The organism is Paracoccus sp. KR1-242 (assembly GCF_049446195.1).
Taxonomy (GTDB): domain Bacteria; phylum Pseudomonadota; class Alphaproteobacteria; order Rhodobacterales; family Rhodobacteraceae; genus Paracoccus; species Paracoccus broussonetiae.
Map to the genome: position 1 here is coordinate 122,635 of NZ_JBMSED010000014.1, position 23,700 is coordinate 146,334.

Annotated in this window: 19 protein-coding genes; 2 read left to right on the forward strand and 17 right to left on the reverse strand. The window is 63.8% G+C overall.

Features of this window, described 5'->3' with window-relative positions; all coding sequences use genetic code 11:
• Positions 1–145: 145 nt before the first annotated feature.
• From ACO2Q4_RS20155 to ACO2Q4_RS20175, 5 genes are all read right to left on the reverse strand, one after another.
• On the reverse strand, positions 146–1,795 hold the full coding sequence (locus ACO2Q4_RS20155; protein ID WP_423321476.1) for a GMC family oxidoreductase: 1,650 nt from the start codon (positions 1,793–1,795) through the stop codon (positions 146–148).
• A 353-nt stretch (positions 1,796–2,148) separates the two neighbouring features.
• Positions 2,149–2,613 (reverse strand): preQ(1) synthase, encoded by a 465-nt coding sequence (gene queF / locus ACO2Q4_RS20160; RefSeq protein WP_311761109.1) that lies wholly within the window; start codon positions 2,611–2,613, stop codon positions 2,149–2,151.
• A gap of 646 nt (positions 2,614–3,259) precedes the next feature.
• Complete coding sequence (locus ACO2Q4_RS20165; protein ID WP_311761108.1) at positions 3,260–3,991, reverse strand: FadR/GntR family transcriptional regulator; 732 nt, start codon at positions 3,989–3,991, stop codon at positions 3,260–3,262.
• On the reverse strand, positions 3,981–4,718 hold the full coding sequence (locus ACO2Q4_RS20170; RefSeq protein WP_423321479.1) for a FadR/GntR family transcriptional regulator: 738 nt from the start codon (positions 4,716–4,718) through the stop codon (positions 3,981–3,983). Before ACO2Q4_RS20170 ends, ACO2Q4_RS20165 begins: the two co-directional genes overlap by 11 nt.
• Positions 4,719–4,725: 7 nt before the next feature.
• Positions 4,726–6,159, reverse strand: coding sequence for an FAD-binding oxidoreductase (locus ACO2Q4_RS20175; RefSeq protein ID WP_423321481.1), 1,434 nt, complete (start codon positions 6,157–6,159; stop codon positions 4,726–4,728).
• Between the two features lie 161 nt (positions 6,160–6,320).
• Between ACO2Q4_RS20175 and gloA the strand changes: the two genes are divergently transcribed.
• On the forward strand, positions 6,321–6,734 hold the full coding sequence (gloA, locus tag ACO2Q4_RS20180; protein WP_423321483.1) for a lactoylglutathione lyase: 414 nt from the start codon (positions 6,321–6,323) through the stop codon (positions 6,732–6,734).
• Positions 6,735–6,799: 65 nt separating this feature from the next.
• Here the strand turns inward: gloA and ACO2Q4_RS20185 are convergent, their stop codons facing one another.
• The 4 genes from ACO2Q4_RS20185 to ACO2Q4_RS20200 form a co-directional block, all read right to left on the reverse strand.
• A complete protein-coding gene (locus ACO2Q4_RS20185) occupies positions 6,800–7,768 on the reverse strand; it encodes an ABC transporter permease (RefSeq protein WP_423321485.1) in 969 nt (322 codons plus the stop codon).
• Between the two features lie 10 nt (positions 7,769–7,778).
• Positions 7,779–9,281 carry a sugar ABC transporter ATP-binding protein gene (locus ACO2Q4_RS20190; protein ID WP_423321486.1) on the reverse strand — a complete coding sequence of 501 codons (1,503 nt, stop codon included), beginning with the start codon at positions 9,279–9,281 and terminating at the stop codon, positions 7,779–7,781.
• Positions 9,282–9,286: 5 nt separating this feature from the next.
• Positions 9,287–10,294: an ABC transporter permease gene (locus ACO2Q4_RS20195; protein WP_423321488.1), complete on the reverse strand. Its 1,008-nt coding sequence runs from the start codon at positions 10,292–10,294 to the stop codon at positions 9,287–9,289.
• A 108-nt stretch (positions 10,295–10,402) separates the two neighbouring features.
• The gene (locus ACO2Q4_RS20200; protein ID WP_423321490.1) at positions 10,403–11,479 is read right to left on the reverse strand and encodes a sugar ABC transporter substrate-binding protein; all 1,077 of its coding nucleotides are present in this window, start codon (positions 11,477–11,479) and stop codon (positions 10,403–10,405) included.
• 194 nt (positions 11,480–11,673) lie between these two features.
• On the opposite strand from ACO2Q4_RS20200, the gene ACO2Q4_RS20205 reads away from it, so the two are divergent.
• A complete protein-coding gene (locus tag ACO2Q4_RS20205) occupies positions 11,674–13,251 on the forward strand; it encodes a GMC family oxidoreductase (RefSeq protein ID WP_423321491.1) in 1,578 nt (525 codons plus the stop codon).
• Positions 13,252–13,510: 259 nt separating this feature from the next.
• Here the strand turns inward: ACO2Q4_RS20205 and ACO2Q4_RS20210 are convergent, their stop codons facing one another.
• From ACO2Q4_RS20210 to ACO2Q4_RS20245, 8 genes are all read right to left on the reverse strand, one after another.
• The gene (locus tag ACO2Q4_RS20210; RefSeq protein ID WP_423321493.1) at positions 13,511–15,004 is read right to left on the reverse strand and encodes an FGGY-family carbohydrate kinase; all 1,494 of its coding nucleotides are present in this window, start codon (positions 15,002–15,004) and stop codon (positions 13,511–13,513) included.
• The gene (locus ACO2Q4_RS20215; protein ID WP_423321495.1) at positions 14,997–15,839 is read right to left on the reverse strand and encodes a class I fructose-bisphosphate aldolase; all 843 of its coding nucleotides are present in this window, start codon (positions 15,837–15,839) and stop codon (positions 14,997–14,999) included. Before ACO2Q4_RS20215 ends, ACO2Q4_RS20210 begins: the two co-directional genes overlap by 8 nt.
• Complete coding sequence (locus tag ACO2Q4_RS20220; RefSeq protein ID WP_423321497.1) at positions 15,812–17,542, reverse strand: glycerol-3-phosphate dehydrogenase/oxidase; 1,731 nt, start codon at positions 17,540–17,542, stop codon at positions 15,812–15,814. The genes ACO2Q4_RS20215 and ACO2Q4_RS20220 overlap by 28 nt, the downstream gene beginning before the upstream one ends.
• A gap of 59 nt (positions 17,543–17,601) precedes the next feature.
• Entirely contained in the window at positions 17,602–18,597 is a 996-nt protein-coding gene (locus tag ACO2Q4_RS20225; protein ID WP_423321499.1) for an aldo/keto reductase, read from the reverse strand.
• Complete coding sequence (locus ACO2Q4_RS20230; protein WP_423321501.1) at positions 18,587–19,567, reverse strand: sugar-binding transcriptional regulator; 981 nt, start codon at positions 19,565–19,567, stop codon at positions 18,587–18,589. Before ACO2Q4_RS20230 ends, ACO2Q4_RS20225 begins: the two co-directional genes overlap by 11 nt.
• A gap of 12 nt (positions 19,568–19,579) precedes the next feature.
• Positions 19,580–20,560 carry an ABC transporter permease gene (locus ACO2Q4_RS20235; protein ID WP_423321503.1) on the reverse strand — a complete coding sequence of 327 codons (981 nt, stop codon included), beginning with the start codon at positions 20,558–20,560 and terminating at the stop codon, positions 19,580–19,582.
• Positions 20,561–20,586: 26 nt separating this feature from the next.
• Complete coding sequence (locus tag ACO2Q4_RS20240; RefSeq protein WP_423321505.1) at positions 20,587–22,107, reverse strand: sugar ABC transporter ATP-binding protein; 1,521 nt, start codon at positions 22,105–22,107, stop codon at positions 20,587–20,589.
• A gap of 67 nt (positions 22,108–22,174) precedes the next feature.
• Positions 22,175–23,194: a substrate-binding domain-containing protein gene (locus ACO2Q4_RS20245; protein ID WP_423321507.1), complete on the reverse strand. Its 1,020-nt coding sequence runs from the start codon at positions 23,192–23,194 to the stop codon at positions 22,175–22,177.
• Between the last annotated feature and the right edge of the window lie 506 nt (positions 23,195–23,700).

Genomic DNA, 23,700 nt, shown 5'->3' on the forward strand with positions numbered 1-23,700 from the left:
CATCCATCCAGCCCGGCGCTGATCGCACGAGGTCCCGCCCTAAGCGCTGTTGCAGCAACCGGGTCCTGGTGGCCGAGACACTTGCCCCTGACCTTGCGGGCCGCGATTGCACCGCACGGAGTGCCTGCAATTGCCTGACCGGGTGCTAACCCGCCGCCATCGCGCGCTGTGCGATCGCCGAAGCCTCTGCATCCTCAAGAATGAATTCGGCCGCGCGGGCGCCAACCGCCATGGCCGCCCCGTTCGAATTGCCGGAAACAGGTGTCGGCATGATCGAACAGTCGGCCACGCGCAGCTTCGACAGGCCATGGACCCGCAGGCGGCTATCCACCACGGAACTTGCAGGGTCCGGCCCCATGCTGCAACTGCCAGTGCCGTGCAGACCCGGAGTCATCATCCATTTCAGTTCCTCGACAATCTCGTCATCCGTGCCCGCCGCGGCGCCGGGCAGGGTCTCATTGCCAATCAGATCTTTCAAAGAAGGCATTGAGACAAGGCTGCGAACAAACCTGACCATCCTGACGGCCATGTCGCGATCGGCGGGATCGCTCCACCAGCGGGCATCGACCTCGGGATTGTCGCGGTGGTCGGCACTGGTGATGTTGATCTCACCCCGGCTGCGCGGCCGGTTGTAGAAGCCGCTGAACATGATCCCCGGCTCTGATTCCACCTCGATGGTCGTCGCCGACCCGTCCCGGCTCTGGCGAGTCGAGCAGGGCGCGACGCCGAACTGGATATCCGGCCAGCCGAGATTGCCCGCGCTGGCCTTCAGCACCGTCACCGGCGGCCCCAGATAGGCCATGTAACCGCGCAGGCCCAGGTAATAGCGGATGATGTGCCACAGCAGGCGCCATTGCGTGAATTCTCGGTTCATCCCCGGATGCCCGAGCAGGCGATAGGTCATCGTGAACATCGAATGGTCGCAAAGGTTCTTCCCGACATTCTCCAGCGGGAAAACAAGCGGAATAGCCAATCGTTCCAGGAGCCCTTTCGGCCCCACGCCCGACAGTTGCAGGATCTTGGGCGAGGAAAAGACGCCCGCCGACAGGACCACCTCACGCCGGGCCGAATACGCCACCTCTCGTCCGTGCCGATCGCAGACGATCCCGGTGGCGACCGTCCCCTCGAACGTGATCCGCTTGACCTCGGCGTCGGTGACCACCGTCAGGTTCGGACGACGCCGCACCGGCCTGACGAAGGCGGAATAGGCCGAGGCCCTACGCCCTGCGCGGTCGATGGTCGATTGCGAATATCCCAGACCCTCGGTCTCTGGCGTGGTGATGTCGTCGAGGATTGGCAATCCGGCCTCGACCCCGGCCTTCATCACGGCGTCGATCACGCGCGAGCGATAAGGGTTCATCGTGATCTGAAGCGGCCCAGATCGGCCGCGGGAGGGATGCGCATTGCCACCGCGATAATCCTCTAGCGACTGGAACACGCGCAGCATGTCCTTCCACCCCCAACCTGGATTGCCGCGATCTTCCCACCCGTCATAGTCACGGGGCAATCCGCGCAGATACCAAGTACCGTTTACCGCGCTGGATCCGCCCAGCCCATTGCCATAGTACCATTTTTCTGCCGGACGCCCCAACTGCGGTCGCACCGGAAAAAAGCGATAGAACGGGGGTTTGCCAACGATCTTGGCATAGCCCCGCGGCATGCGGACGAAGGGATGGGCGTTTCGCCCCCCACCTTCGATCAACAGGACCGCATATCTGCCGCTTTCGGAAAGGCGATTGGCCAGGACACAACCGGAAGATCCCGCGCCGACAACGATGAAATCATAGGCTTCCAATTCCACCACCCTTTTGTGGTCACATCCGGATTCCGTGCCGGTTGTGGCCCGCGGCTCACGCCTTCCAAGCGGTGCTGTCCTGATGGTGCGATGCGCTTGTCCGTGGCCCGTGCCCTATTCCGGCTGATGGTAAGCTGGCTCTTGAACCTGACGATCCGGGGCGGTCGGGAGGACCGATCGTCCCGTAGTGCAGCCAGGTTGACGCGCCATCATCGCAGAGGCAGGCGGACGTTTCCAGCTTCAAGTGAAGGGCGCCAGGCGAACTTAATCCGCCTGCGCGTGTGCACGAGGCGATGTCGATCGAAACTCAAGCGCCGTGATCCCAAAGATCCCGGAATCGCGCGAAGCAAGGTTCAGCCCCTGCCGCGATAGGGGGGTACGCCCTGATCCGGAATCCACACATCCGCTGGCACTGCGCCGGTCTGCCAGAAGACGTCGATCGGGATACCCCCTCGCGGGTACCAATATCCGCCGATCCGCAACCAGCGTGGTTCCAGGAACTCGACCAATCGCCGCGCGATGCTGATGGTGCAATCCTCGTGAAAGGCTCCATGATTGCGGAACGATCCCAGGAAGAGCTTCAGGGATTTCGACTCGACCAGCCAATCTCCCGGCACATAATCGATGACGAGATGCGCGAAGTCGGGCTGTCCCGTCATCGGACAAAGCGAGGTGAATTCTGGCGCGGTGAAGCGGACATTGTAGTCCACGTCGGCCTGCGGATTCCGCACCCGCTCAAGGACCGCCTGGTCGGGGCTGGCAGGCAATTCAGTATTGCCGCCAAGTTGCGTCAGATTGCCGTAGATGTTTTCTGTCATCGCCGTCTCCTTGGTCCGGGACCGGAATAGGGCCGACGCGCGGCTCCGCAACTGCAGCGCGGAATCGGCTCCGTCTGGGCAGACCTACGCCCGCATTCATGTCCTGAACCCTTGTTTTGATGACCGGGTAGGCTGCGACCGGTATGCGCACCGCATTAGTCCCCGGCTGGACGGGACACAATGGCCCGGCGCTGGTCGACCGGGCAAAAGGAATATATCAGCTACATAATCTACATTATTTCGATTCCGTTTGTGCGCACCAGATTGAATTGTCGCGAACTGGCAAAGTTGATTTGGCGCCTCCTCCCTCACCGCTGACGCTGGCGTTGACCACGTGGCATGAGGGCTTCGACATGAGACTTGTAGTGATGAACAAACCACCTGAGCGACCAGAACGCCGGGCGCAGTCGCTTGGAAACAGATCGATCACTACTCATCTCCGTCCGAATCTGCTTCGTACGGCGCGCCACGCAATCACCATAAATCCACTATCGAGGGTGGACACGAAGCCCAATCTGATGAGCGGGGAGATCGAGGAAACGATAGCTGTCCCCCGCGATCAGGATACAGACCGATCCCTCGGAGCCGCGTTTGCGGAAGACATTCGGTCTTACCCATCTCAGGCTATCGCCGTGAGAGTTCGCCTCTAGTGCCCGTCCCGCAGCAGGGCGAAGCGGCGGGCGCTGGTGGTCAGGTGGTCTCGCAGCAGTCGCCTGGCAGCACGTTCATTGCCCTCGCGGATTGCCGCCAGGATGGCACGGTGCTCGCGACCGATGCGGGCGTTGTGTCGCTTGCGTTCCGAGTCTGTCATATGCGCCAGCCGTGTCCACTGCCGCGGCACCATCACCGAGCCGAACGTATCGAACAGCCGCGCGTAATAGGGATTGCCGGACGCCAGCAAGATAGAGCGATGAAATGCGTAATCTTCCTCGGCGCCGTAGCGGTTCGCCCGGATTGCGTCATCCATCGCGTCAAGGCGCCCTTCCATGCGGGCAAGATCCTCGTCCGTGTGGCGCAGGGCGGCCAACCCCGCGGCCTCGGTCTCGATCCCGATGCGCAGTTCGATCACATGCAGCACGTCGTCGATGGATTCCAGGTCGCTTGACGTGATCGAGAATGCGCGAGATACCGGATCGCTCGACACGAACGCCCCAAGGCCCTGCCGGGTGGTGATCATGCCCTTGGCCCGCAATGTCGCAAGTGCTTCGCGCACGATGGTACGGCTGACGCCGGTCGCCTCCATGATGGCCTGTTCCGTCGGCAGGCGCTGACCGGGCTGCAGATCACCGGCTTCGATCTGGGCCGAGAGGGTGTCCACGAGTTCACTGCGCAGATTGGGAGTTTGCGCGATTGCCTTGAAAAGAGGTCTATCCGCCATCGCTGCCTCCCTCATTGTCCGGGGCGTCCAGACCAACGCGCCCGGCGGCATTCTTCAGATGGCGTGCCATTGCCTGACGCGCGGCCTGATGGTCTTCGGCCCCGATCGCCGACAGAATGTCCTGATGCTCACCCAGCGTCGCTTCGGCAAGCTCGTCGGACGCGCGGTGATGTCCCGAAGCCAGGATGCTGTCGCGCACCCGTTCTGAAACTGCGGCGAGGCATTGCATGATGTAGTCGTTCCGCGTGGCGCTGGCGATGGCCTGGTGAAAGGCCAGATCGGCCGCCAGCCAGGCGCGGCTGCCATAGGCAGCCTGCCCCATCTCGACCAGCGCGCGCGACATCGCGTCAAGATCCGCGGCGCCACGGCGTCCTGCCGCGAGCGCTGCGGCCTCGACCTCAAGCAAGCCCCGCAATTCGAACAGCGATGCGAAAGCGGTGGTGTCCTGTGCCGGACCAAGATCCAGCTTGAGCGCGGGGGCATCAGATTTCGTGGCGACGAAGGCGCCCCGGCCCTGTTGCGACCAGACCAGTCCCTCAGATCGCAACCTGGCGATCGCCTCGCGCACGATATTGCGGCTGACCCCAAATGTTTGGGCCAGTTGCTGTTCGGTTGGCAGTTGGTCGCCCGGGGTCAGCCGTCCCTGCGCGATCTCGCGCGAGATGGAACTGGCGACCAGCGTGGACAGGTGCGGCCCCCGGCTGACCTTATCGAGCTTCAGCGACATCCGGCCCCTACTTTGCGTGCCCGTTGAAGATCCGTCCTTCGCTCAAAAGGTGGCATGGGTCAAACGCATCCTTGATCCGACGTGACAAGTCCAGCGTCGTCGCATCGACGCGATGCAGATATGCGGCCTGCTTGACCAACCCGATGCCATGCTCGGCGCTGATCGAGCCGCCGTGACGGTCGAGGATATCGAACAGCACTTCCTCGGCCTCATGAATCATCGCCGGGATCGCCTCGGGCGCCATCCCTTCGGGCGGGATGACGTTCAGGTGCAGGTTGCCGTCACCGACATGGCCATAGGTAATCGGCGTAGCGTCCGGGTGGCTTCGCGCCAGCGCCGCCAGCGCGTCCGAGACGAAGCCGGCGATGCGAGAGATTGGAACCGACACATCGCTGCGCAAGTATGGCCCGCCCCTGCCCTGCCGGTCGACCATCACTTCGCGCAGCAGCCACAGCCGGTCGGCCTGTGCACGGTTGGACGCGATGACCCCGTCACGCAGGATATCCCCGGAATCGAATAGAAATCCTTCCATCAGGCCGCGGAGATCGATCCGGCCCGTCGCCGATACCTCGGCAAGGATATAGACCGGATGGGCTTCCTGCAGCGGATCGCGCAGATCGGCGCGGCTTCTCAGCGCGACCTCCAGCCCCGGCCGCAGGATCAACTCGAATGCCGACAGAAGATCGCTGCACTGTCGGCGCGCGCGCGCATATAGCTGCATCGCCGCTTCGATGGACTCGACGGCCAGAAACGCAGTCTCGACCTGTTCAGGCCGCGGAAACAGCTTGAAAGCTACTGCCGTCACGATGCCCAGCGTGCCTTCGCTGCCGATGAAAAGCTGCTTCAGATCATAGCCCCGGTTATCCTTGCGCAAGGTGCGCAGGCCATTCCAGACCCGGCCATCGGCCAGCACCACCTCCAGCCCCAGGACCAGGTCACGGGTCATGCCATAGCGCAGAACGTTGAACCCCCCGGCATTGGTCGCGACGTTGCCGCCGATGCGGCATGAACCCTGTGATCCCAGCGCGATCGGCAGCAGGCACCCCGCTGCATCGGCCGCCGCCTTGGCGCTTTCCAGAACGCAGCCCGCCTCGACCACCATGGCGTAGTCGATCACATTGACAGAGCGAATGCGGTCCATCCGTTCGAGTGAGACGACAATCTCGCCTTCGGGACGGCTTGCAACGGCACCACCGACCAGTCCCGTCAGCCCACCCTGCGGCACCGCTGGGATACCGTGGCGGTGACAGCAGGCCATCAGGTTGCTCAGTTCTTCGGTCGAGCGTGGCCGGGCGACCAGCAGCGGCCGACCATGCCGGATGCCGGAAACGTCGTTGCTGTAGCGGATCAGCGCGTCGGGATCGGTCAGCAGGATCGATGCAGGAACCGCACTTGCAAGCGTTGCGGCGACGCTGTGCTGAAGCGAGTTAAAGGCGTTCATCTGGCGTGCTCCGGATTAATGGGGAAATATCTGGACAAGCAAGTATTTTGCAGGGTTATCATACAACACCGGCAGCGCGTGCCGATGATAAACAGCTTGAGCACGATCCCTCGTGCAGAATTTCTTCAGCCATAACCTTACCTTACAGGGGAACGACCGCCATGAACGAGGCATCCGGCCAATTCCGCATGATGCACACAATGATCCGGGTCTTGGATCTGGACAAATCCATCGCATTCTATACCGGACTTCTCGGCATGACGCTTTTGCGCCGTGACGACTATCCCGACGGCAAGTTTACCAACGCCTTCGTCGGTTATGGCCCGGAGGAGTCGGACACCGTGGTCGAGCTGACCCATAACTGGGGCCGCGAGGAGCCTTACGAGATCGGCTCCGGGTTCGGGCATCTCGCGTTGGGGGTCGCCGACATCTACGCGGTCTGCGATGCGCTGGCCCAGCAGGGCGCAAAGATCCCCCGACCGCCGGGACCGATGCTGCATGGCACCACCCATATTGCCTTCATCGAAGATCCGGACGGCTACAAGATCGAGTTGATCGGGCTCGATACGATGTGAACCGCTTGGGCCGGGGCCGCGCTGGATTGCGTGGCCCGCACTGGCCTCGGCTGACCTGCCGTCCCTCATTTGATGACTGCGATCTTGCTGCGGTCGATGGTGATGGCGACCGCGAGGATCAGCATCGCGCCGAAGACGACGTTCTCGGCAAAGATGTTGATGCCCACAAAGGTCATTCCCATTCGCACGATCGATATGATCAGCGCACCGATGGCGGTCCGGCCGACCCCACCCAGCCCGCCGGTGATCGCGGTGCCGCCGACGATCACCGCCGCGATGGCGGGCAGCAGCAGCTGGTTTGCCAGCGTCGGAGAACCGCTGGACAGTCGCGCGGCAAGAATGATCCCGGCAATGGCCGCCATAGCGCCCGAGACGACAAAGGCGATGATCTTGTTGCGATCCACATTGATGCCCGCGGCGATTGCGGCAGGCTCACCAGCCCCGATGGCAAGGCTGTAGCGGCCAAAGGGGGTGTAGCGCATCGCCAAGTATAGCAGGAATCCGATGACTGCCGCGATCCACACCACCGTGGGCAGGCCCGCGAAGTCTCCGTTAATCCAGGCAGTATAGGCCCGCCCGTCTGCCTCGATGGTAATGGAACGGCCATCCGCTGCCCATAGGGCGATCCCCGCGACCACGCCCCCGGTGGCAAGGGTCGCGACAAAGGACGGCACCTTCAGCCTGACATGGACAATCCCACTGACCAGACCAAAGAGCACCCCCGACAGGAGCGCGACGGGAAACGCCATGACCCCTAAACTGGGCAGAAGCTGGGCCAGAACGACGCTCGACAGCGAGGCGATGGCTTGGATCGAAAGATCGATCCCCCCGATCAGGATCACTCCGGTCACGCCCGCGGCCAGGATGAACAGCACCGCAGTGTTCGCCAGCAACAGCAGCAGCGTGTCGCCCTTCAGAAAACCTGGCGCGATACTGCCGATCACAAGGACCAGCGCCACCAGCAGGGCAAGCGGGGTTGCGGCGCTGATCCAGCCCGTGGGCAGCGCCGACCTGATGCTTTGGATGCGTCCCATGCGTCCCTCCTCAGACCATGGCGCGGATCAGGTCGACCTGGTCCGGCTTGTTGCCCGCGGGGGCGTCGAAATGCGCAGTCACCGCGCCGTCGCGCATGACCAGAACCCGATGGGACAGGCCGATCGTCTCCTCCAGAGTGTCCGAGATCAGCAGGATCGCGACCCCCTCATCGGAAAGCTGCCGCACCAGTTCGTAAACCTCCTCCTTGGCACCGACGTCGAGGCCCCGCGTCGGATGGTCCAGGATCAGGATCCGCGATCCCGCCGTCATCCAGCGCGCCAGCACCACCTTTTGCTGGTTGCCACCTGAAAGCTTGCGGCAGGCAATGTCCGGACCCGGCGCCTTGATCCTCAGCCGCTTGATCCAGTCGGCCGCCAGCCGTCGCTCGCGTCGGTAGTCGATCGCACCCCGGCGCGTGACTGCAGACAGATCGGCAAGAGTGATGTTTTCGGCCACCGACAAGAACATGACCAGCCCTTCGACCCGTCTTTCGCGCGGGACGTAGCCGATGCCACGCCGCACCGCATCCCCCGGAGAGCGCAGGTGGACGGGCTCTCCCCGGATGCGCAAGGTGCCTTCGGTATGCGGCAGGAAGCCCCCGATGGCGCGGGTCACCTCCTCGCGACCCGAGCCGACGACGCCCGAGATGCCGACGATCTCGCCCGCCCGGATCTGCAGGTCAACGCCTTGGAAATGGTCCGCGTGACCGATGCCCGTGGCTTCGACGACGACTTCTCCCTGCGGCGGTTTCTGGCGGTCTTCCTTGTAATAACTCGCCTGCAGGCCACGCCCGACCATGATTTCGTGCAGTTCCGGGCCGCTGACGCTGTCGGCTCGATGCTCTGCAACGACTTCACCATCCTTCATCGTGTAGACCCGGTCCGAGATCGCCAGCACCTCGTCCAGACGGTGCGAGACAAAGATGAAGCTCGCGCGCGATTTCAGCGCCCGGACCCGGTTGAAAAGCACGTTGATGTCGCTGGCACCCAAGACCGAGGTCGGCTCGTCCAGCAGGATCACCAGCGGGCGCGAGACTGTTTCCTCAAGGGTCAGCGCCTTGGCCAGCTCGACCATCTGGCGCGCGGCAAAGGTCAGCTCGGAACTGCGGGCGGTAACATCGATATCGACCCCGATCTTGTCGAGTTGGCGGCGGGCGGCGGCGCGCATCGCCTTCCAGTTCAACACCCCGAAGCGGACGAACTGGTCCTCTTGCCCCAGATAGATGTTCTCGGCCACGGACAGGTTCAGCAGCAGCGATTGCTCCTGAAAGACCATGCCGATGCCATGCGCGGCAGAGTCGGCGGCATGGCGCAGCCGCAGCGGCTTCTGATCCAGCATCAAAGTGCCGCCATCGGGCTGATGCGTCCCGGAAAGAATCCGCATCAATGTCGATTTTCCGGCGCCATTCTCGCCGATCAGGCCCACGACCTCGTTCGGCCTGACCTCGATCGAGACGTTCTTCAGGGCCGGCACCCCGGCGAAGGATTTGCAGATCTTGTTGGCTGTCAGCATTGCGGTCACTTCACGATCTGAAGGCGCAGGCGATCAAGCGACAGCGCCACCGCCGCGATGATCAGCAACCCCTGCACCGATTGCTGCACATAGGGAGACACGCCCAACAGGATCATGCCATTCCCAAGGATGGTGACAATCAAAACGCCGATCAGGGTGTTCACCACCCCGCCTTCGCCCCCGGTCAGGGCGGTGCCGCCGACGACGACAGCGGTGACGGCCGCGAAAAGACGGCCGTCTGCGATCACTGCATCGGATCTGCCAAGCTGCGCGGCGGCCAGCACGCCAGCCACCCCGAAGAAGAAGCCGGCCAGGGCAAAGGCCATGATCCGAACGCGGCGCAGGTTGATGCCGGACAGTTCCGCAACCTCTTCACCGCCGCCGATCGCAAGGATGTGACGGCCAAGGCGGCTGTAATACTGGATCCCGCAGGCTAGCAGGAAGGCGGCCAGCGCAATCCAGACAGACAGCGGAAAGCCCAGAAACCGTGCCAGCGCCAGATCGCGGATCGCCGGGTCCATTAGCCGCACCGCAGACCCGCCCAGCATATAGACCGAGATGCCCAGCCCGATGAACCAGATGCCCAGCGTGGCCATGAAGGACGGGATGCGCAGGAACGTCTGGATCGTGCCGGTAAAGGCCCCCATCGCCGTACTTGCCGCAATGGCCGCGACGACGGCAAGCCAGCCGTAGGAATTGGCATTGGCGTCGTTGGTGGCCAGAAGCACTGTGACCATGGCGGCGATGGACAGCGACCCTTCGACCGACAGGTCGATGCTGCCCATCAGGATGATGAATGTCAGCCCCATCGCCAGTGTCAGCGGCACAGCGGCGGAGTTGGCAATGCGAATTAGGTTGCGCGGCTCGATGAAGTTCGGATTGGCGAGCGTGATCAGTGCACACAGCAGCACCAGCACCAGCGCAGGCGCCCAGCGGCGCAAGCGCGCGCGGTTCAGGCCGCCGAACAGGCCATCCTGCGCGCGCGGCATTCGGGTGTTGTCGAGCTTGGTCATGGATTTGAGCTTCTGGACATTGTCGGTCAACGGAAACCACGCCTCCCCTGCGTTATCCCGGATAGCTGCGGGCCGGAGCATCAGCCCGCACCAAAAGTCCGAATGCGATCAGACGCTGCGGATGGGTCCGGTGACACGGCCCCACAGATCGGTCCAGTCAAGCTTGGGCTGAGCTTCGACATTGGTCTTGTAGTATTCCTCGACATTGTCCTTCGAGATCAGGACGGCCTGACCATAGAACTCGCGGTGGTCCGGCGGTTCGGCGGCGGCGTCGAACTTCTTCTGATGCGCCGCCAGTCCGATCGCCAGACCCATGCCGCCCTGCCAGAACGGATCCGAGGTCACGGTGCAGGCAAACTCGCCCGCCCGCACGGCGTCGACCGCAGCCTTGATCCCGTCCACTCCGACGACCGGCACCTTCCCCGCCAGCCCCTCGGCCCGAAGAGCTTCCAATGCGCCGGTCCCCATGTCGTCATTCGCGGCCCAGATGCCTTTGACGTCGTCCCCGAAGCGGGTCAGCAGGTTGCTGGTCAGGTCATAGGCCTCGCCGGATTTCCAGTTGGCGACCTGGAAATCCAGCAACTCGATCCCGGAATTCGCGGCCAACGCCTGCTCCAGCCCGGTCTTGCGTTCGATCGCGGCGGTGTTCGATATCTGGCCACCAAGCGCGATGATCCCCCCCGATCCACCAATCGACTTGAACAGGATCTCGGCGATCTGCTTGCCGCTGGCGATGCCGTCGAACTCGATATGCGAGACATAGAATGGATTGAAGTCGCGCGGATGCAGGTCGGTCGGCTTGTTCCATTGCGTCACCACGCTGGCCCCGGCTGCGGCGCAGGCCTCGACGATGGGGCGGGCATCGGGCGTGTCGTTCGGGTCAGAGTTCAGGACCATGTTGCCGCCCGTCTTGGCGAGCATCGCCTTGATGTCGGCAATGCCCTTTTCGCTGTTGCCCTCGGAAACCAGCGTGACGTGGTTCAGGCCGATGCTGGCGGCAAATGCGTCGGCGCCCGTTTTCCAGACCGCATGATAGGGGTTGGACAAGGACCGGATCGACGTCACAAGCGTCGGTTGCTCGGCCGCAAGCAGGCGGCGCGGCAGCGCGGCAACCGTCACGCCTCCGGCGACGGTCGCAAGGAATGACCGGCGCGCGATGCCCCGGGAATGCGTCTGGTCTGACATTCGAGATCCTCCCACTGATCGACAAAATCGGACTTTGCTATTGCACTGTTGTATGACAACCCTTCAAGTGACAACGCTACTCACTGTCTTGACGCCGGGCAAGAGAATTCAGATTGTGAGCGCGAACCCCGCGGTCATGACCGGCCGAAATCCACGATATTCCGGGGCTTTGCTGGCAGGATGGAGGAGCAAGGATGCCCGACTACATCATCATCGGTGGCGGCTCGGCGGGATGCGTCCTGGCCGCGCGACTCAGCAAAAATCCGGACATCTCGGTTCTTTTGATCGAAGCTGGGCCGCGTGACCGAAATCCCTACATCCATCTGCCAGTAGGTTTTTTCAAGATGACCGCCGGTCGGTTGATCTGGGGCTACCGGACCGAGGCAGGCCGCCAGATCGGTGGGCGGCAACTGGTCTATCCGCAGGCAAGAGTTCTGGGCGGGGGCAGTTCGATCAATGCGCAGGTCTATACCCGCGGCAGTCCCGAGGATTTCAACGGTTGGCGCGACCGCGAGGGCTGCATGGGCTGGGGCTATGCCGATGTCCTGCCCTATTTCCGCAAGGCCGAGGGCAACGACACTTTCGGTGGCGACTGTCACGGAAGCGACGGCCCGCTTGGGGTCAGTTCTCAAACGCCACACCCCCTGACCCGCGCCTTCGTGCAGGCTGGTCAGGATGCGGGGCTGCCCTTCAACGCCGATTTCAACGCCGGTCGGCAGGAAGGCATCGGCTTTTACCAGACCACGACCCGGAATGGCCGCCGCAGCAGTACCGCGACCGCCTACCTGCATCCCGCTGCGTCGCGCCCGAATCTGGAAGTGCGCACGGATACGACGATTCTGCGCATCATGGTCCAGAACGGCTGCGCCATCGGTGTCGAGATACTTGAAAACGGCCGGCCGACGCTGGTCCGTGCCGAACGCGAGGTGATCCTGACCGCGGGTGCAATCGGCTCGCCCAAGCTGCTGATGCTGTCGGGGCTCGGGCCGGCCGATCACCTGCGGGCGCACGGCATTGATGTCCTGCGCGATCTGCCGCAGGTCGGCCAGAACCTGCAGGATCACACCGCCGTTGACGTCATCGGAGCACTGCGCGGCCCCTTCGGCATCGATCGGTACAAAAAGCGGCACTGGCAGGTGGCGGCCGGTCTGGAATATGCGCTGTTCCGCAAAGGTCCTGTCGCGTCCAACATCGTCGAGGCGGGCGGCTATTGGTGGGGCGACCGGAACGAGACCACACCCGACATCCAGATGCACTTTCTGCCCGGCGCGGGAATCGAGGAGGGCATCGGCACCGTTCCCGGCGGACATGGTTGCACGCTGAACTCCTATCACCTTCGTCCGCGCTCGCGCGGCAGCGTAACGTTGGCCTCGGCCGATCCCGGCGCCGCGCCGCGTATCGATCCGAATTCATTCGCCGATCCCTACGACCTGGACCGCGCCGTTGACGGGATCAGAATGTGCCAGGAAATTCTGTCCCAACCTTCGTTCCGCCGCTATCTGCGCGACATTCATCTGCCCGGCCTGCAGGTGCGCACACAGTCCGAATATCAGGAATTTGCCCGCCAGCATGCGCGCACCTCGTATCACCCGGTGGGCACCTGCCGGATGGGGGGGAGTGACGACGCCGTGGTCGATCCGCAGTTGCGGTTGCGCGGCATCGATCGGCTGCGGGTATGCGACAGTTCGGTGATGCCCCGCTTGGTTTCGGCCAATACCAACGCCGCCACCATCATGATTGCCGAACGGGCGGCGGATCTTCTGATGGAATAGCAGGTTGTCCAGGCCCGCGAGCTGGTCCTGCACATAGTCACGTTGCGCAGGTGCCAGTTGCCGCCACCAGACCCACGACGGCAGAGGACGCGTGGCGGTACATGTGGCCTGCGTGTGTTGAAGCGGACCAATTCAGCGATGAACGGATCATCGGCATCCTGCGCTGCTCCCCAACCTCTGCAGGAGACCAATCAACTGCTGGTCCGAATTCTTGCGGCCACTTCTGCGCGGGTAGTTGGCCAAGGTGCGTCCCCCCTGCTCACTCGCCGGACCAGAAACCGCGCATGCGCGAGGTCAGGTCAAGATAGCGGCAATAGCGGCGGTCATAATGCGCGACCATCGCCGGATCTGGAACATAGCGGGTCGCGGCCGAGGCCATCGCGGCGGCGCCAGCCTCATAATCCGAAAACAGGCCCGCCCCCACGCCCGCCCCGATCGCCGCGCCAAGCGCGCCCGTTTCGCGGGCGGCTGCCACGGTCACCGGCAGGTTCAGCCCGTCCGCGAACATCTGCGGCCAGACCGGGCTGCGCGAGCCACCCCCGGTTAACGTCGCCGCGGCCACGGCAAGGCCCGCGCCGCGCAAGACGCCGATATGACGGCGGTGCTCGAACATCACGCCCTCGAACAATGCGCGCAGCAGATGCGCTTCGCCATGCCAGCCGGCGATTCCGTAGAAGCCGGCGCGGAACGCGGCCCCCTGCCCCGAGCCGTAGAGGAATGGGTGAAAGAACGCGTCGTCGTCCCTCGGGGTCACCCCGGCGATCAGGGCGTTGCAATAACCGAACGGATCGTCGTGATGGCCGCCGCGTTCAAGGAATTCGCGAACATACCATTCCAGATTGGCGGCCGAGGTTGCACTGGATTCGATGTTGACGAACCGCCCCGGCCCGAAACACGCGACCATGAAGACATCAGGATTGATCGCCGGTTCTTGCGAAAACACCTGATTGATCCCCCAGCTTCCTGCGATGATTGAGGCGGAGCCCGCCCGCACCGACCCCGCCCCCAAAGCCGAGGAGACGACATCGAAAAAGCCGCCTATGACCGGCGTCCCCTCGGCAAGGCCGGTCTCCTGCGCCGCCGTAGTGCTGACCCGCCCGGCGATGTCGCTGGGTCCAACCAGCCGGGGCAGCATCGCCATGGCGTCAGCCAGCCCGTAAAGCGCCATCAGGCTTTCGTCATAGCGGCATTCCGGCAGCCGCAGCAGACCCGCGCCGGACATGTCCGAAATGTCGCCGGTGCGCTCGCCGGTCAGGCGAAAGTTGATGAAATCCTTGCTCATCATCAGCGTGGCAGCACGGGCAAAGACCTCGGGACGGTGACGCTTGACCCACGCGAGCAAGGTCGGCGTCTGCGCCGGCCACGGCTTTTGCAGCGCGATGGCGTGGAAAGCATCGCCTTGCGCGGTCAATTCCGCCGCCATGCCCGCCGCGCGCGTATCGAGCGACTGCACCCCCAGCAGCGCCTCTCCCGCGGCGTCGATCAGGTAAAGCCCGTTGCCATGCCCGGCGCAGCCGATCGCCGCGACTTGGCCCGGCGCAATCCCCGACTGATGCAGGCAATCGCGGATCACCTTGCGGGCATTCGACCAGAGTTCGTCCAGATCGCGCTCGACGAAACCCGGCGCGGGGCGCGAGGACTGGCCGTCCATCGCGCTCATCGCGACTTGCTGGCCGGTCAGGTCGAAAAGCACGGCCTTGATGACGGTGTTTCCGGCATCGAGACCCAGAAGATAACGCATACCCTCAGCCATTCTTGTAGATCTCCCATGCTTCCTCGCCACTGGCACCGTGATGGATGATCGCCATCAAGGCCGCCACGATCGCCTTTGGGTTGTCGTGCTGATAAATGTTTCGACCATAGACCATGCCATGCGCCCCCTGCCCCATCAGCCGCGCGGACTTGTCCAAGACAGCGCGCAGGTCCTCTTTCCCGCCACCGCGCACCAGCACGGGAACCCGCGCTGTTTCCACCACGCGGTGAAAGGCCTCGGGGTCGTCGGTCGGATCTGCCTTGATGATATCCGCACCCATCTCGGAGGCGAGCCGCACCAGCGTCACGATCCGTTCCGCATCGCCATCGACCTGATAGCCGCCCCGAATGTCATTCGGCAACATCACCAGCGGCTCGATCATCAGCGGCATGCCGTAGTGGTGGCAGGCGGCGCGCACGCGGCTGATGTTCCCGACGCACTGGCGGAACAGTTCGGGTTCATCCGGCAGCATGAACAAATTCACAACCACGCAGGCCGCATCCATCTCCAGCGCTCCGATGATCGGCTCCTCGGCGTTTTGCAGCATCGACCACATCACCCGGTGGCGCTGTGCATTATAGGGATTGCCCATGTCGATGCGCATGACCAGCGCGGGCTTGTCCCTTTCGGGGCGCGCTTGCAGCAGGTCGGCCTGTCCATAGGCCATCTGGATAGCGTCGGGCCGGGCGCCGATCAGTGCATCGACGACGCCCCCCATGTTTTCCAGCCCGATCAGGAAGCCGGGTTCGTTGCAGACACCGTGGTCCAGCGCCACGTCAAGGCAGCGGCCATTGGTGAACATCCGGTTCATGCGGGCCTTTGGGCTGAGACGCATGGTGTCAGGTTCCTTTCGCTTCGTTCGGTCAAAGTTGCATGGGACACGCCATGAAAGCGCGCCAGTTCATCTATGATCGCCGCGACCTCGGCGGCGCGGCGAGGGGCGTCCCACCCCTTCGCCTCGGCGAGCACACCCGCAGCGGCGTCGATCATGCGCGCGTCAAGCACGCCGGTGATCGCAAGATCGCTGCGGCGCAGGACCAGGTCCGAAAGGTGTTCCAGCCGTTCCTGCGCCGCGATCCAGACGACCTCGGCGCGGCTCAGCGGGCAGTTTGGAGCCAGCGGGTCATCGTCGCGGCAATGCGCCAGCAGATCGCGCGCCCGCGTGCCATAGACGGCGGCCAGACGCTGGGCCCGGGGGGCGGGAATGGCGAATCCCTCCTGCAGGGCCCGCGCAAGCCGCTCCGCCCCCGGATGATCGCGGCCGCCGCCGATGGAAAGGTCTTGCGTGGGCTGCCGCCGGGGCTGGCGCAGTTCGGCCAGCACCTCATCCGCGACCTGCTGGGCAAAGGCGCGGAAGGTCGTCCATTTCCCCCCCACCATGCAAATCTGCGGCACTTTGCCCGCAATCCGGCGGATGAAATGCCCGCGCGAGATGCGGCCGGTGAAGTCGTGGTTGCTGGTGGGCAGCGGGCGGATGCCGGAATAGCTGAAGACAATCTGCCCAGGACCCAGCGCGATCCCCGGAAAGATCAGGCGCAGCGAGGCGAGGATATACTCGGCCTCGGCCTCGTCGCAGCGCGTGCGGCCGGGGCGGTCGACGCGGATGTCGGTCGATCCCGCCAGCACCCGTCCCAAATAGGGAAAGGTGATGCACACCCGGCCATCGGCATTCTCGAAATAGATCATGTGACCGTTCAGCGCGCTGAACAGCGCCGGATTGTCGAGGATCAGGTGCGAGCCCTTGGTCCCTGAAACCAGCGGCCCGTCCTGCCGCCCGCCCAGTTCGGCGATGGTCCGGTCAAGCCAGGCCCCGGTTGCATTGACGACAAGCCGGGCGGTGAACGGCAGCGATGCGCCGCTTTCGCCATCGGTCAGGATAAAGCCCGGCGCGCCCGGCGCGACGCTGGCATAGTTCAGGGCGACCGATTGCGGCGCGTCCCTTGCGGTGTCGAGGATCAGTTCGATTCCCAGCCTTTCGGGATGCGAAATCCAGGCGTCGTGATACGTAGCCGACCAACGCGCCTCCGGCGTAAGCTCGGGCCACAGGCGGCGCGTCTCGGTTGCGGAATGGCTGCGGTGGCGGGGCAGCAGCCGGTTGCGGCGGGTGATCAGATCATAAAGCATCAGCCCCAGCCGGACCGGAACGATGCCGCGCGGGGCGGGCTTTCCCTTGCCGCCGAATATGCCGGCGACGGCGTTCGACAGCCCGCTGAACCGCGAGGCCACTGGCACGGTCGTCGGCAGCGGATGGACCAGATGGGGGGCATTGCGCAGCAGGTTGTCCCGTTCTGCAAGGGATTCCCGGACAAGACCCACCTCTCCATTTTCAAGATAGCGCAACCCGCCATGGATCATGCGGGAGGGCGCTGCCGAGCAGCCCGAGCAGAAATCCTCGCGCTCGACCAGCAGCACCCGCAGTCCCTGCAAGGCAAGTTCGCGGAACACGCCGATGCCGTTGATGCCGCCGCCGACGACCAGCACATCGAAATGGCTGTCGCGGCGCAGGCTCTCGATCTCGTCGGCTCGGGTTCTGGACATGGCTCATCCATTCGCCGGAAGCGGCTCCGGCGGCATTGAAACTGGTCTTCGGGACTGGCTCAGGCGTTCAGCGTGGTCAGGTGGCGCCTCGCCGCATCGGAGATCGTTTGCAGATCGGCGGAGGTCAGCCGCAGGCGGCCCGCCGCGGCATTCTCGCGCGCCTGTTCGGGATTGCGCGCCCCGCAAAGCGCGAAGGTGATGCCCGGCTGCTGCGCGGTCCAGGCGATCACCACCTGCGCCAGCGTCGCCGAATGACCGCGGGCGACGGGGGCGATCTCCTCCATCAGCGCCGCCACCCTGCGGCGGTTCTCCTGCGAGAAGCGCGGATTGTCCTTGCGCTGGTCATCGCCCGAAAACACCCGATCCGGACCGATCCGCCCGGACAAGAGGCCAAGCGCCAGCGAGGAATAGCTGAGGACCGAGACGCCCGCCTGCAGACAGACCGGCAGCAGCGTGTCTTCGATGTCGCGCTTCAGCATCGAATACTCCTCCTGCACGGCGTCAAGCTGTCCCGCCCCCAGATAGGCCCGCAAATCCGACACCGAGCAATTGCTGGCCCCGATCGAGCGGATCTTGCCCGCGCGCTTCAGCTCCTCCAGCGCGGCCATGGTTTCCTCGACCGGCGTGGTCGGATCTTGCCAATGGGTGATGTAATGGTCGATGCAATCGGTCCGCAGGCGGCGCAGGCTCTGCTCGACCTCATGGATGATCGAGGCGCGGCCAAGGTGGCGATGCACGGGTTGGCCGTCGTAGTCGAAGAAGTGGTTGCCTTGGCGCGCGTGCCAGATCAGGCCGCATTTCGTCGCCAAGACGACCTTGTCGCGGCGGCCCTGCAAAGCCTCGCCGACGATTTCCTCGGCCACGCCCTGACCGTAGGCCGGGGCGGTGTCGATCAGGCTGACCCCCTCGTCGACCGCCGCCTGGATGGCCGCGATGGATGCGGCGCGGTCGGTGCCGCCCCACATCCAGCCGCCGATCGCCCAAGTGCCCAGTCCGATGACCGAGGCCGTGATCCCGGATCCCCCGATCGGGCGCGTCAGCATGTCATGCGACATGAACCTCTCCTTCCAGTTTCGCCACCACGGCCTCGACCGTGCGCTCATCCGTCACCAATGTGTTCAGGAACCCGCCCCGCAGCACGGCGCGGATCGGATCGACTTTTTGTGCGCCGCTCGCAACCCCGATCACCTGCCTGCACGAGGCCAGCTCGGACGGATGCACCGCGACCAGACGCGAATTCAGCGCATAATCCGCCACCCGGCCGTTCTGACCGATCAGATAGGCCATGAACTCGGCCCCTACGCCCAGATTGACCAGAGCCTTGCCGTCGGCCTCGCTCAGCGGCGCCAGGTCGTAATAGCTCGACCCGCGCGGCGCGATCGAGCCGATGCCGGTCAGCACCACATTGGCGCGGCGGGCCAGTTCGAACACCTCGCGCACCGGATGCATGGCGCATAGCATCTCGCGCTGCTCGCGGTTCTCGGCCAAGAGCGGGGCATGAACCAGCATCGCGCGCCCACCCAGCCGCTCGGCCATACGCGACACAAGGTGGTTGACGTCGGTGTAATACTTGCCTTGCACCCCCCCGGTCAGCGGCACCACGGTCACGTCCAGCGAGCGCTCGGGCGACAGCTTCTCGACCACGGCCGAGATCGCCTTGCCGCCGGTGATCGCCACCACATCACCGTCTCGCAGCGTTTCGACCAACAGGTTCGCCGCCGCCCCGCCGACCTGCCCAAGCTGGGTGTCGGGTTTATCGGACAGGGTCGGCGTCACCACGGCGGAACGCAGGCGACTTGCGGCCACCAGCCGCCGTTCAAGGTCGGTCAGCCGCTGCCACGGGCTGCTGATCTCGATCTGGACCATGCCCAGCTTGCGGCCCTGCGCGATCAGCCGGTTCACCTTGGAGGTGGACAGATTCAGCCGTTCGGAAATCGTGGACTGCTTCATGCCTTCGATGAAATGCATCACCAGAACCGTCTGGATCTGCCGAGCCAGCGCATAGTCAAGCAGCGTGTCGACCATCACCTTGCCCCCCTAGCCGCGTTTCTTGTTCAGGTAGTGATCGACCGTCACCGCAGCGAGCAGGATCGAGCCGCGGATGATGTCCTGCCAATAGACCGACACATTGAGCAGTGCGAGCGAGCTTGAGACCACCGAAAGCAGCACCGCGCCAAGGATCGCGCCAAGGATGGTGCCCGACCCACCCTTGAGGCTGGCCCCGCCGATCACGGCAGCGGCGATCACGTTCAGCTCCATCCCGGTGCCGAAGGTCGGCTGGGCCGAGCCGAAGCGCGCCATGTAGATCACCCCCGCCACCCCGCTCAGCGCCGAGCACAGCGTGGTCGTCAGGAAGATCACCTTCTTGGTGCGGATGCCGGAATAGGCGGCGGCCTTTTCGTTGGAGCCGGTATAGAACACACGGCGGAACGGGGTCGAGCGGCGCAGCAGGAAGTCGAAGACCACCACGACCACGACAAAGATCAGGATGACCACCGGGATCGGTCCGATCGAGCCCTGCCCGATGAACTTGAAGCTTTCGGGCAAGGTGTAGAGGCCAAGCGGACGTCCCCCGGTGCCCAGCAGGCATAGCCCGCGCGCGATCACCATCACTGCCAGTGAGACGATGAAATGGTGCAAGCCGATCCTGGTCACAAAAAATCCCATCAGCGCGCCGATCCCGGTGCAGGCCGCGATGGCGATGGCCGAGGCAAGCCAGGGGTCGACCCCGTTCAGAAACAACAGCCCCGCGATCACCATGGCCAGCGCCGTGACCGAGCCCACCGAAAGGTCGATCCCGCCCGAGATCAGAAGGACCGTCATGCCGACGACGACGATCCCCTCGACCGCGAAAGCCATGACCATGGCCCGGATGTTGACCCAGGTCAGGAAATAGGGCGAGGCGAAGGACATCGCCACAAACAGCACCAGAATGATCGCGATCAGCCCGGTCTCGCGCATTTTCAGCAGCCTTGCCAGACCCGTGCTCCGGGTCCGGTCGGTGCCTGCCAGTTTCATCGAGTTCTCCATGTCGCGCCTCCCCCTCAGGCCACCCGTCCGCGCGGCAAGGCGGCTGAGGCAAGTTGCATGATGTTTTCCTCGGTCATCCGCTCGCCCTCGACCTCGCCGGTAATGCGGCCTTCGCAGACCACGATTACCCGGTCGCAAAGCCCGATCAGCTCGGGCATTTCGGACGAGATTACGACGATCCCGGTGCCTTTCCCGGCGAGATCGCGCAGGATGCGATGAATCTCGGCCTTCGCGCCCACGTCGACGCCGCGTGTCGGCTCGTCGAGAAAGATCACCTTCGGGCCGACCGTCAGCATCTTGGCGATCGCGACCTTCTGCTGGTTGCCGCCGGAAAGCGAGGCGACCGGGTCGGAAAGCTGGTCGCATTTCAGGTTCAGCCTGCGGCCAAGTTCGTCCGCCTGCGCCCGCTCGCGCGCTTCCGAGATCAGCCCGGCGCGGCTCGCCACACGGCTGATGTCAAGGGCCGAGACATTCGCGGCGATCGACATGTCCAGAAAGACGCCATCCCCCTTGCGATCCTCGGACAGGTAAACAAGGCCCGCTCGGATGCTGTCGCGATAGTCGCGCAGCGCCAGCGGGCGGCCGTCCAGCGCAATCTCGCCTTGAACCTCGCCCTCCAGCCGGCAGATGCCGCGAACGATCTCGCTGCGGCCCGCGCCGATCAAACCGCCGATGCCAAGGATCTCGCCCTTGCGCAGGCGGAACGAAACGTCGTGGAACCGGCACCCGTCGGTCAGGCCACTGACTTCCAGCACAGCCTGCTCGCTGATGCTGCCGGCGCGCGCTTTGGGCGGATAAAGATCCCCGATCACCCGGCCGACCATGGCCTTGACCACATCGTCGGGGGTGATGTCGGCGATGTTCATCGTGGCGATGTATTGCCCGTCCCGGAATACCGTCACGCGGTCGCAATTCTCAAACACCTCGGCCATTCGATGCGAGATGAAGATGATCGCGATGCCGCGGTCGGCCAGGCGGCGCATGATGCGGAACAGCGCCTCGGCCTCGCGGTTGGTCAGCGCAGCGGTCGGCTCGTCCAGGATCAACACCTTGCAGTCCAGCGTCAGCGCCTTGGCGATCTCGACCAACTGCTGTTCGGCAATCGCCAGATCGCCCGCCATCCGGCGCTGATCGATGCCGCAGATCTGAGACAGGATTTCACCCGCCCGCCGTTCAAGCGCGCGATAGTCCATGAAGGGCGCGCGGCTGATATTGGTGGCCGCCATGAAGATGTTCTCGGCCACCGAGACGTCGGGGCAAAGTGCGATCTCCTGATGGACGAAGCCGATGCCAAGCGCCTGTGCGGCGGTGGGCGATGGGATGCGGACCGGGCGGCCCTGCCAGAAGATCTCACCCCCGGTGGGCTGCAGGATGCCGTCGATGATGTTCATCAGGGTGGATTTCCCCGCGCCATTCTCGCCGGCCAGGGCGTGGATCTCGCCCGCCATCAGGCGGAAATCGACGCCTCGCAGCGCGTGGATCGGACCAAAGCTCTTGGTCACGCCCCTGACTTCAAGGATGGGTGTCTCGGTCATCAAACGCTCGTGGCTTTGCGGAAATGGCCGCCCGGTGGCGGACGGGCGGCCAGAGGGCGCGTTTATGTCAGCTGGGGTCGCGGCCCTGCATGTAGGCGTTCAGGTCGAAGCTGTCGGCATTGGCCTTGGTGATGACTGCGAAACCATTGTCGATGAAGGGGATCTGCATCGGATTGTAGCCCGAGACCTTGTAGTCGTTGAAGGGATCGAAGCCATCGTGATGCGCCGCAAGGAACACGGCCATGAACCCCATATAGCCTTGGATGCCCTGGTTCGGATTCAGCGCCATGTGGATGTTGCCCGCCTTGATATGCTCCAGCGTCGCGGGGGTGATGTCTGCATGCATCACCAGCACATCGGCCTTCGCCTCGAGGATGGCGGTCACCGCGCCCTCGGCCGAGCCCGCCTCGGGTATCCAGATCGCGGCAAGCTTCGGATTGGCCTGCAGGATCGCGGCGGTGGCCCGATATGCGGCGGTCGCATCCTGGTTCGAGGCCTGCCGACCGACAAGCTTCATGTTCGGATAGTGCTGCTCCATATAGGCGATCAGCGCCGTCACCCGCAGGTCATGGTTCGATTGGCCAGGGTTTTCAAGAACGGCATATTCGGCGCTGTCGCCCACCTGCTTCACGATCTCTTCCGCGGCGAATTTGGCCTCTGCCAGATTGTCCGAGGTGACATAGGCCGTGCGCTTCGACAGCGGGCTATCTGCGGCGAAGGTCACGACGTCGATCCCGCTGTCGATGGCGCGGTTGATCGGCTCGATGAACGGGTCGGACTGCATCGGATGCAGCAGGATCCCGGCGGGCTGCTTGACCAGATCCTGATCGAAGGAAGCGATCTGCTTGGTGATGTCGTAATCAGGCGTGCCCGAGAGCACGGTCTCGCAGCCAAAGGCAGACGCGGCCTGCTTGAAGCCCTGATAGACCGGCACCCAATAGGGGTGGGCCGAGACCATGACGTTCATCACATAGGTTTCGCCCGGGGCGCATCGCAAGGTGTCCTGAGCCTGGGCCGTGCCCGCAACCATCAGGCAAGACGCTGCCGTGGCGGTGGCAAGGCGCCCCGCCCAAGTCGTGCTTTTCATATTATCCTCCCTATCTGCGGGATGGCCGCAGCGCCATGAAGGTCGGCCTCCCCGCCAACCCCTGAAATTAATCTCGCAACATGATGCATGTTGCACAGTGCAAGAAATAAAAAGCGCCGGGACGAATCGTCAAACGCCAATGAAAAAAATCCAATAAGGTGGGATTTATTTCATGAGGTCGCACCGGAACCGGTTCGCGGCTCGATGGAAATCAGCAATGCGGCAACCTACGTCGGATCTCGCTGAGTATCGCGGCGGGCCTCTTCAGTGAAGGGACTGGTGTCGAACCAGTGGCTGTCAAGCGGCTCACAAAGCTGACCCCTCTAGGCGTGCAATATTGGATCTGCCTCACTTTCCGTGCAGATTTGTCGGACAGCGGTTGACCTGCCACGGGATTTTTCCTCCACCGGCGATTAGAGTCCGACCCACCGAAGGGACGGACAATGAAGCGATCAAGATACAGCGAAGAGCAGATCATCGGCATCCTGGCCGAGCATGAGGCTGGG

What these genes read in the sequence shown, in the direction of transcription:
- queF (WP_311761109.1), bottom strand. Translation starts at nt 2,613, where the DNA reads ATGACAGAAAACATCTACGGCAATCTGACGCAACTTGGCGGCAATACT.
- ACO2Q4_RS20165 (WP_311761108.1), bottom strand. Translation starts at nt 3,991, where the DNA reads ATGGCGGATAGACCTCTTTTCAAGGCAATCGCGCAAACTCCCAATCTG.
- ACO2Q4_RS20170 (WP_423321479.1), bottom strand. Translation starts at nt 4,718, where the DNA reads ATGTCGCTGAAGCTCGATAAGGTCAGCCGGGGGCCGCACCTGTCCACG.
- ACO2Q4_RS20175 (WP_423321481.1), bottom strand. Translation starts at nt 6,159, where the DNA reads ATGAACGCCTTTAACTCGCTTCAGCACAGCGTCGCCGCAACGCTTGCA.
- gloA (WP_423321483.1), top strand. Translation starts at nt 6,321, where the DNA reads ATGAACGAGGCATCCGGCCAATTCCGCATGATGCACACAATGATCCGG.
- ACO2Q4_RS20185 (WP_423321485.1), bottom strand. Translation starts at nt 7,768, where the DNA reads ATGGGACGCATCCAAAGCATCAGGTCGGCGCTGCCCACGGGCTGGATC.
- ACO2Q4_RS20190 (WP_423321486.1), bottom strand. Translation starts at nt 9,281, where the DNA reads ATGCTGACAGCCAACAAGATCTGCAAATCCTTCGCCGGGGTGCCGGCC.
- ACO2Q4_RS20195 (WP_423321488.1), bottom strand. Translation starts at nt 10,294, where the DNA reads ATGACCAAGCTCGACAACACCCGAATGCCGCGCGCGCAGGATGGCCTG.
- ACO2Q4_RS20200 (WP_423321490.1), bottom strand. Translation starts at nt 11,479, where the DNA reads ATGTCAGACCAGACGCATTCCCGGGGCATCGCGCGCCGGTCATTCCTT.
- ACO2Q4_RS20205 (WP_423321491.1), top strand. Translation starts at nt 11,674, where the DNA reads ATGCCCGACTACATCATCATCGGTGGCGGCTCGGCGGGATGCGTCCTG.
- ACO2Q4_RS20210 (WP_423321493.1), bottom strand. Translation starts at nt 15,004, where the DNA reads ATGGCTGAGGGTATGCGTTATCTTCTGGGTCTCGATGCCGGAAACACC.
- ACO2Q4_RS20215 (WP_423321495.1), bottom strand. Translation starts at nt 15,839, where the DNA reads ATGCGTCTCAGCCCAAAGGCCCGCATGAACCGGATGTTCACCAATGGC.
- ACO2Q4_RS20220 (WP_423321497.1), bottom strand. Translation starts at nt 17,542, where the DNA reads ATGTCCAGAACCCGAGCCGACGAGATCGAGAGCCTGCGCCGCGACAGC.
- ACO2Q4_RS20225 (WP_423321499.1), bottom strand. Translation starts at nt 18,597, where the DNA reads ATGTCGCATGACATGCTGACGCGCCCGATCGGGGGATCCGGGATCACG.
- ACO2Q4_RS20230 (WP_423321501.1), bottom strand. Translation starts at nt 19,567, where the DNA reads ATGGTCGACACGCTGCTTGACTATGCGCTGGCTCGGCAGATCCAGACG.
- ACO2Q4_RS20235 (WP_423321503.1), bottom strand. Translation starts at nt 20,560, where the DNA reads ATGAAACTGGCAGGCACCGACCGGACCCGGAGCACGGGTCTGGCAAGG.
- ACO2Q4_RS20240 (WP_423321505.1), bottom strand. Translation starts at nt 22,107, where the DNA reads ATGACCGAGACACCCATCCTTGAAGTCAGGGGCGTGACCAAGAGCTTT.
- ACO2Q4_RS20245 (WP_423321507.1), bottom strand. Translation starts at nt 23,194, where the DNA reads ATGAAAAGCACGACTTGGGCGGGGCGCCTTGCCACCGCCACGGCAGCG.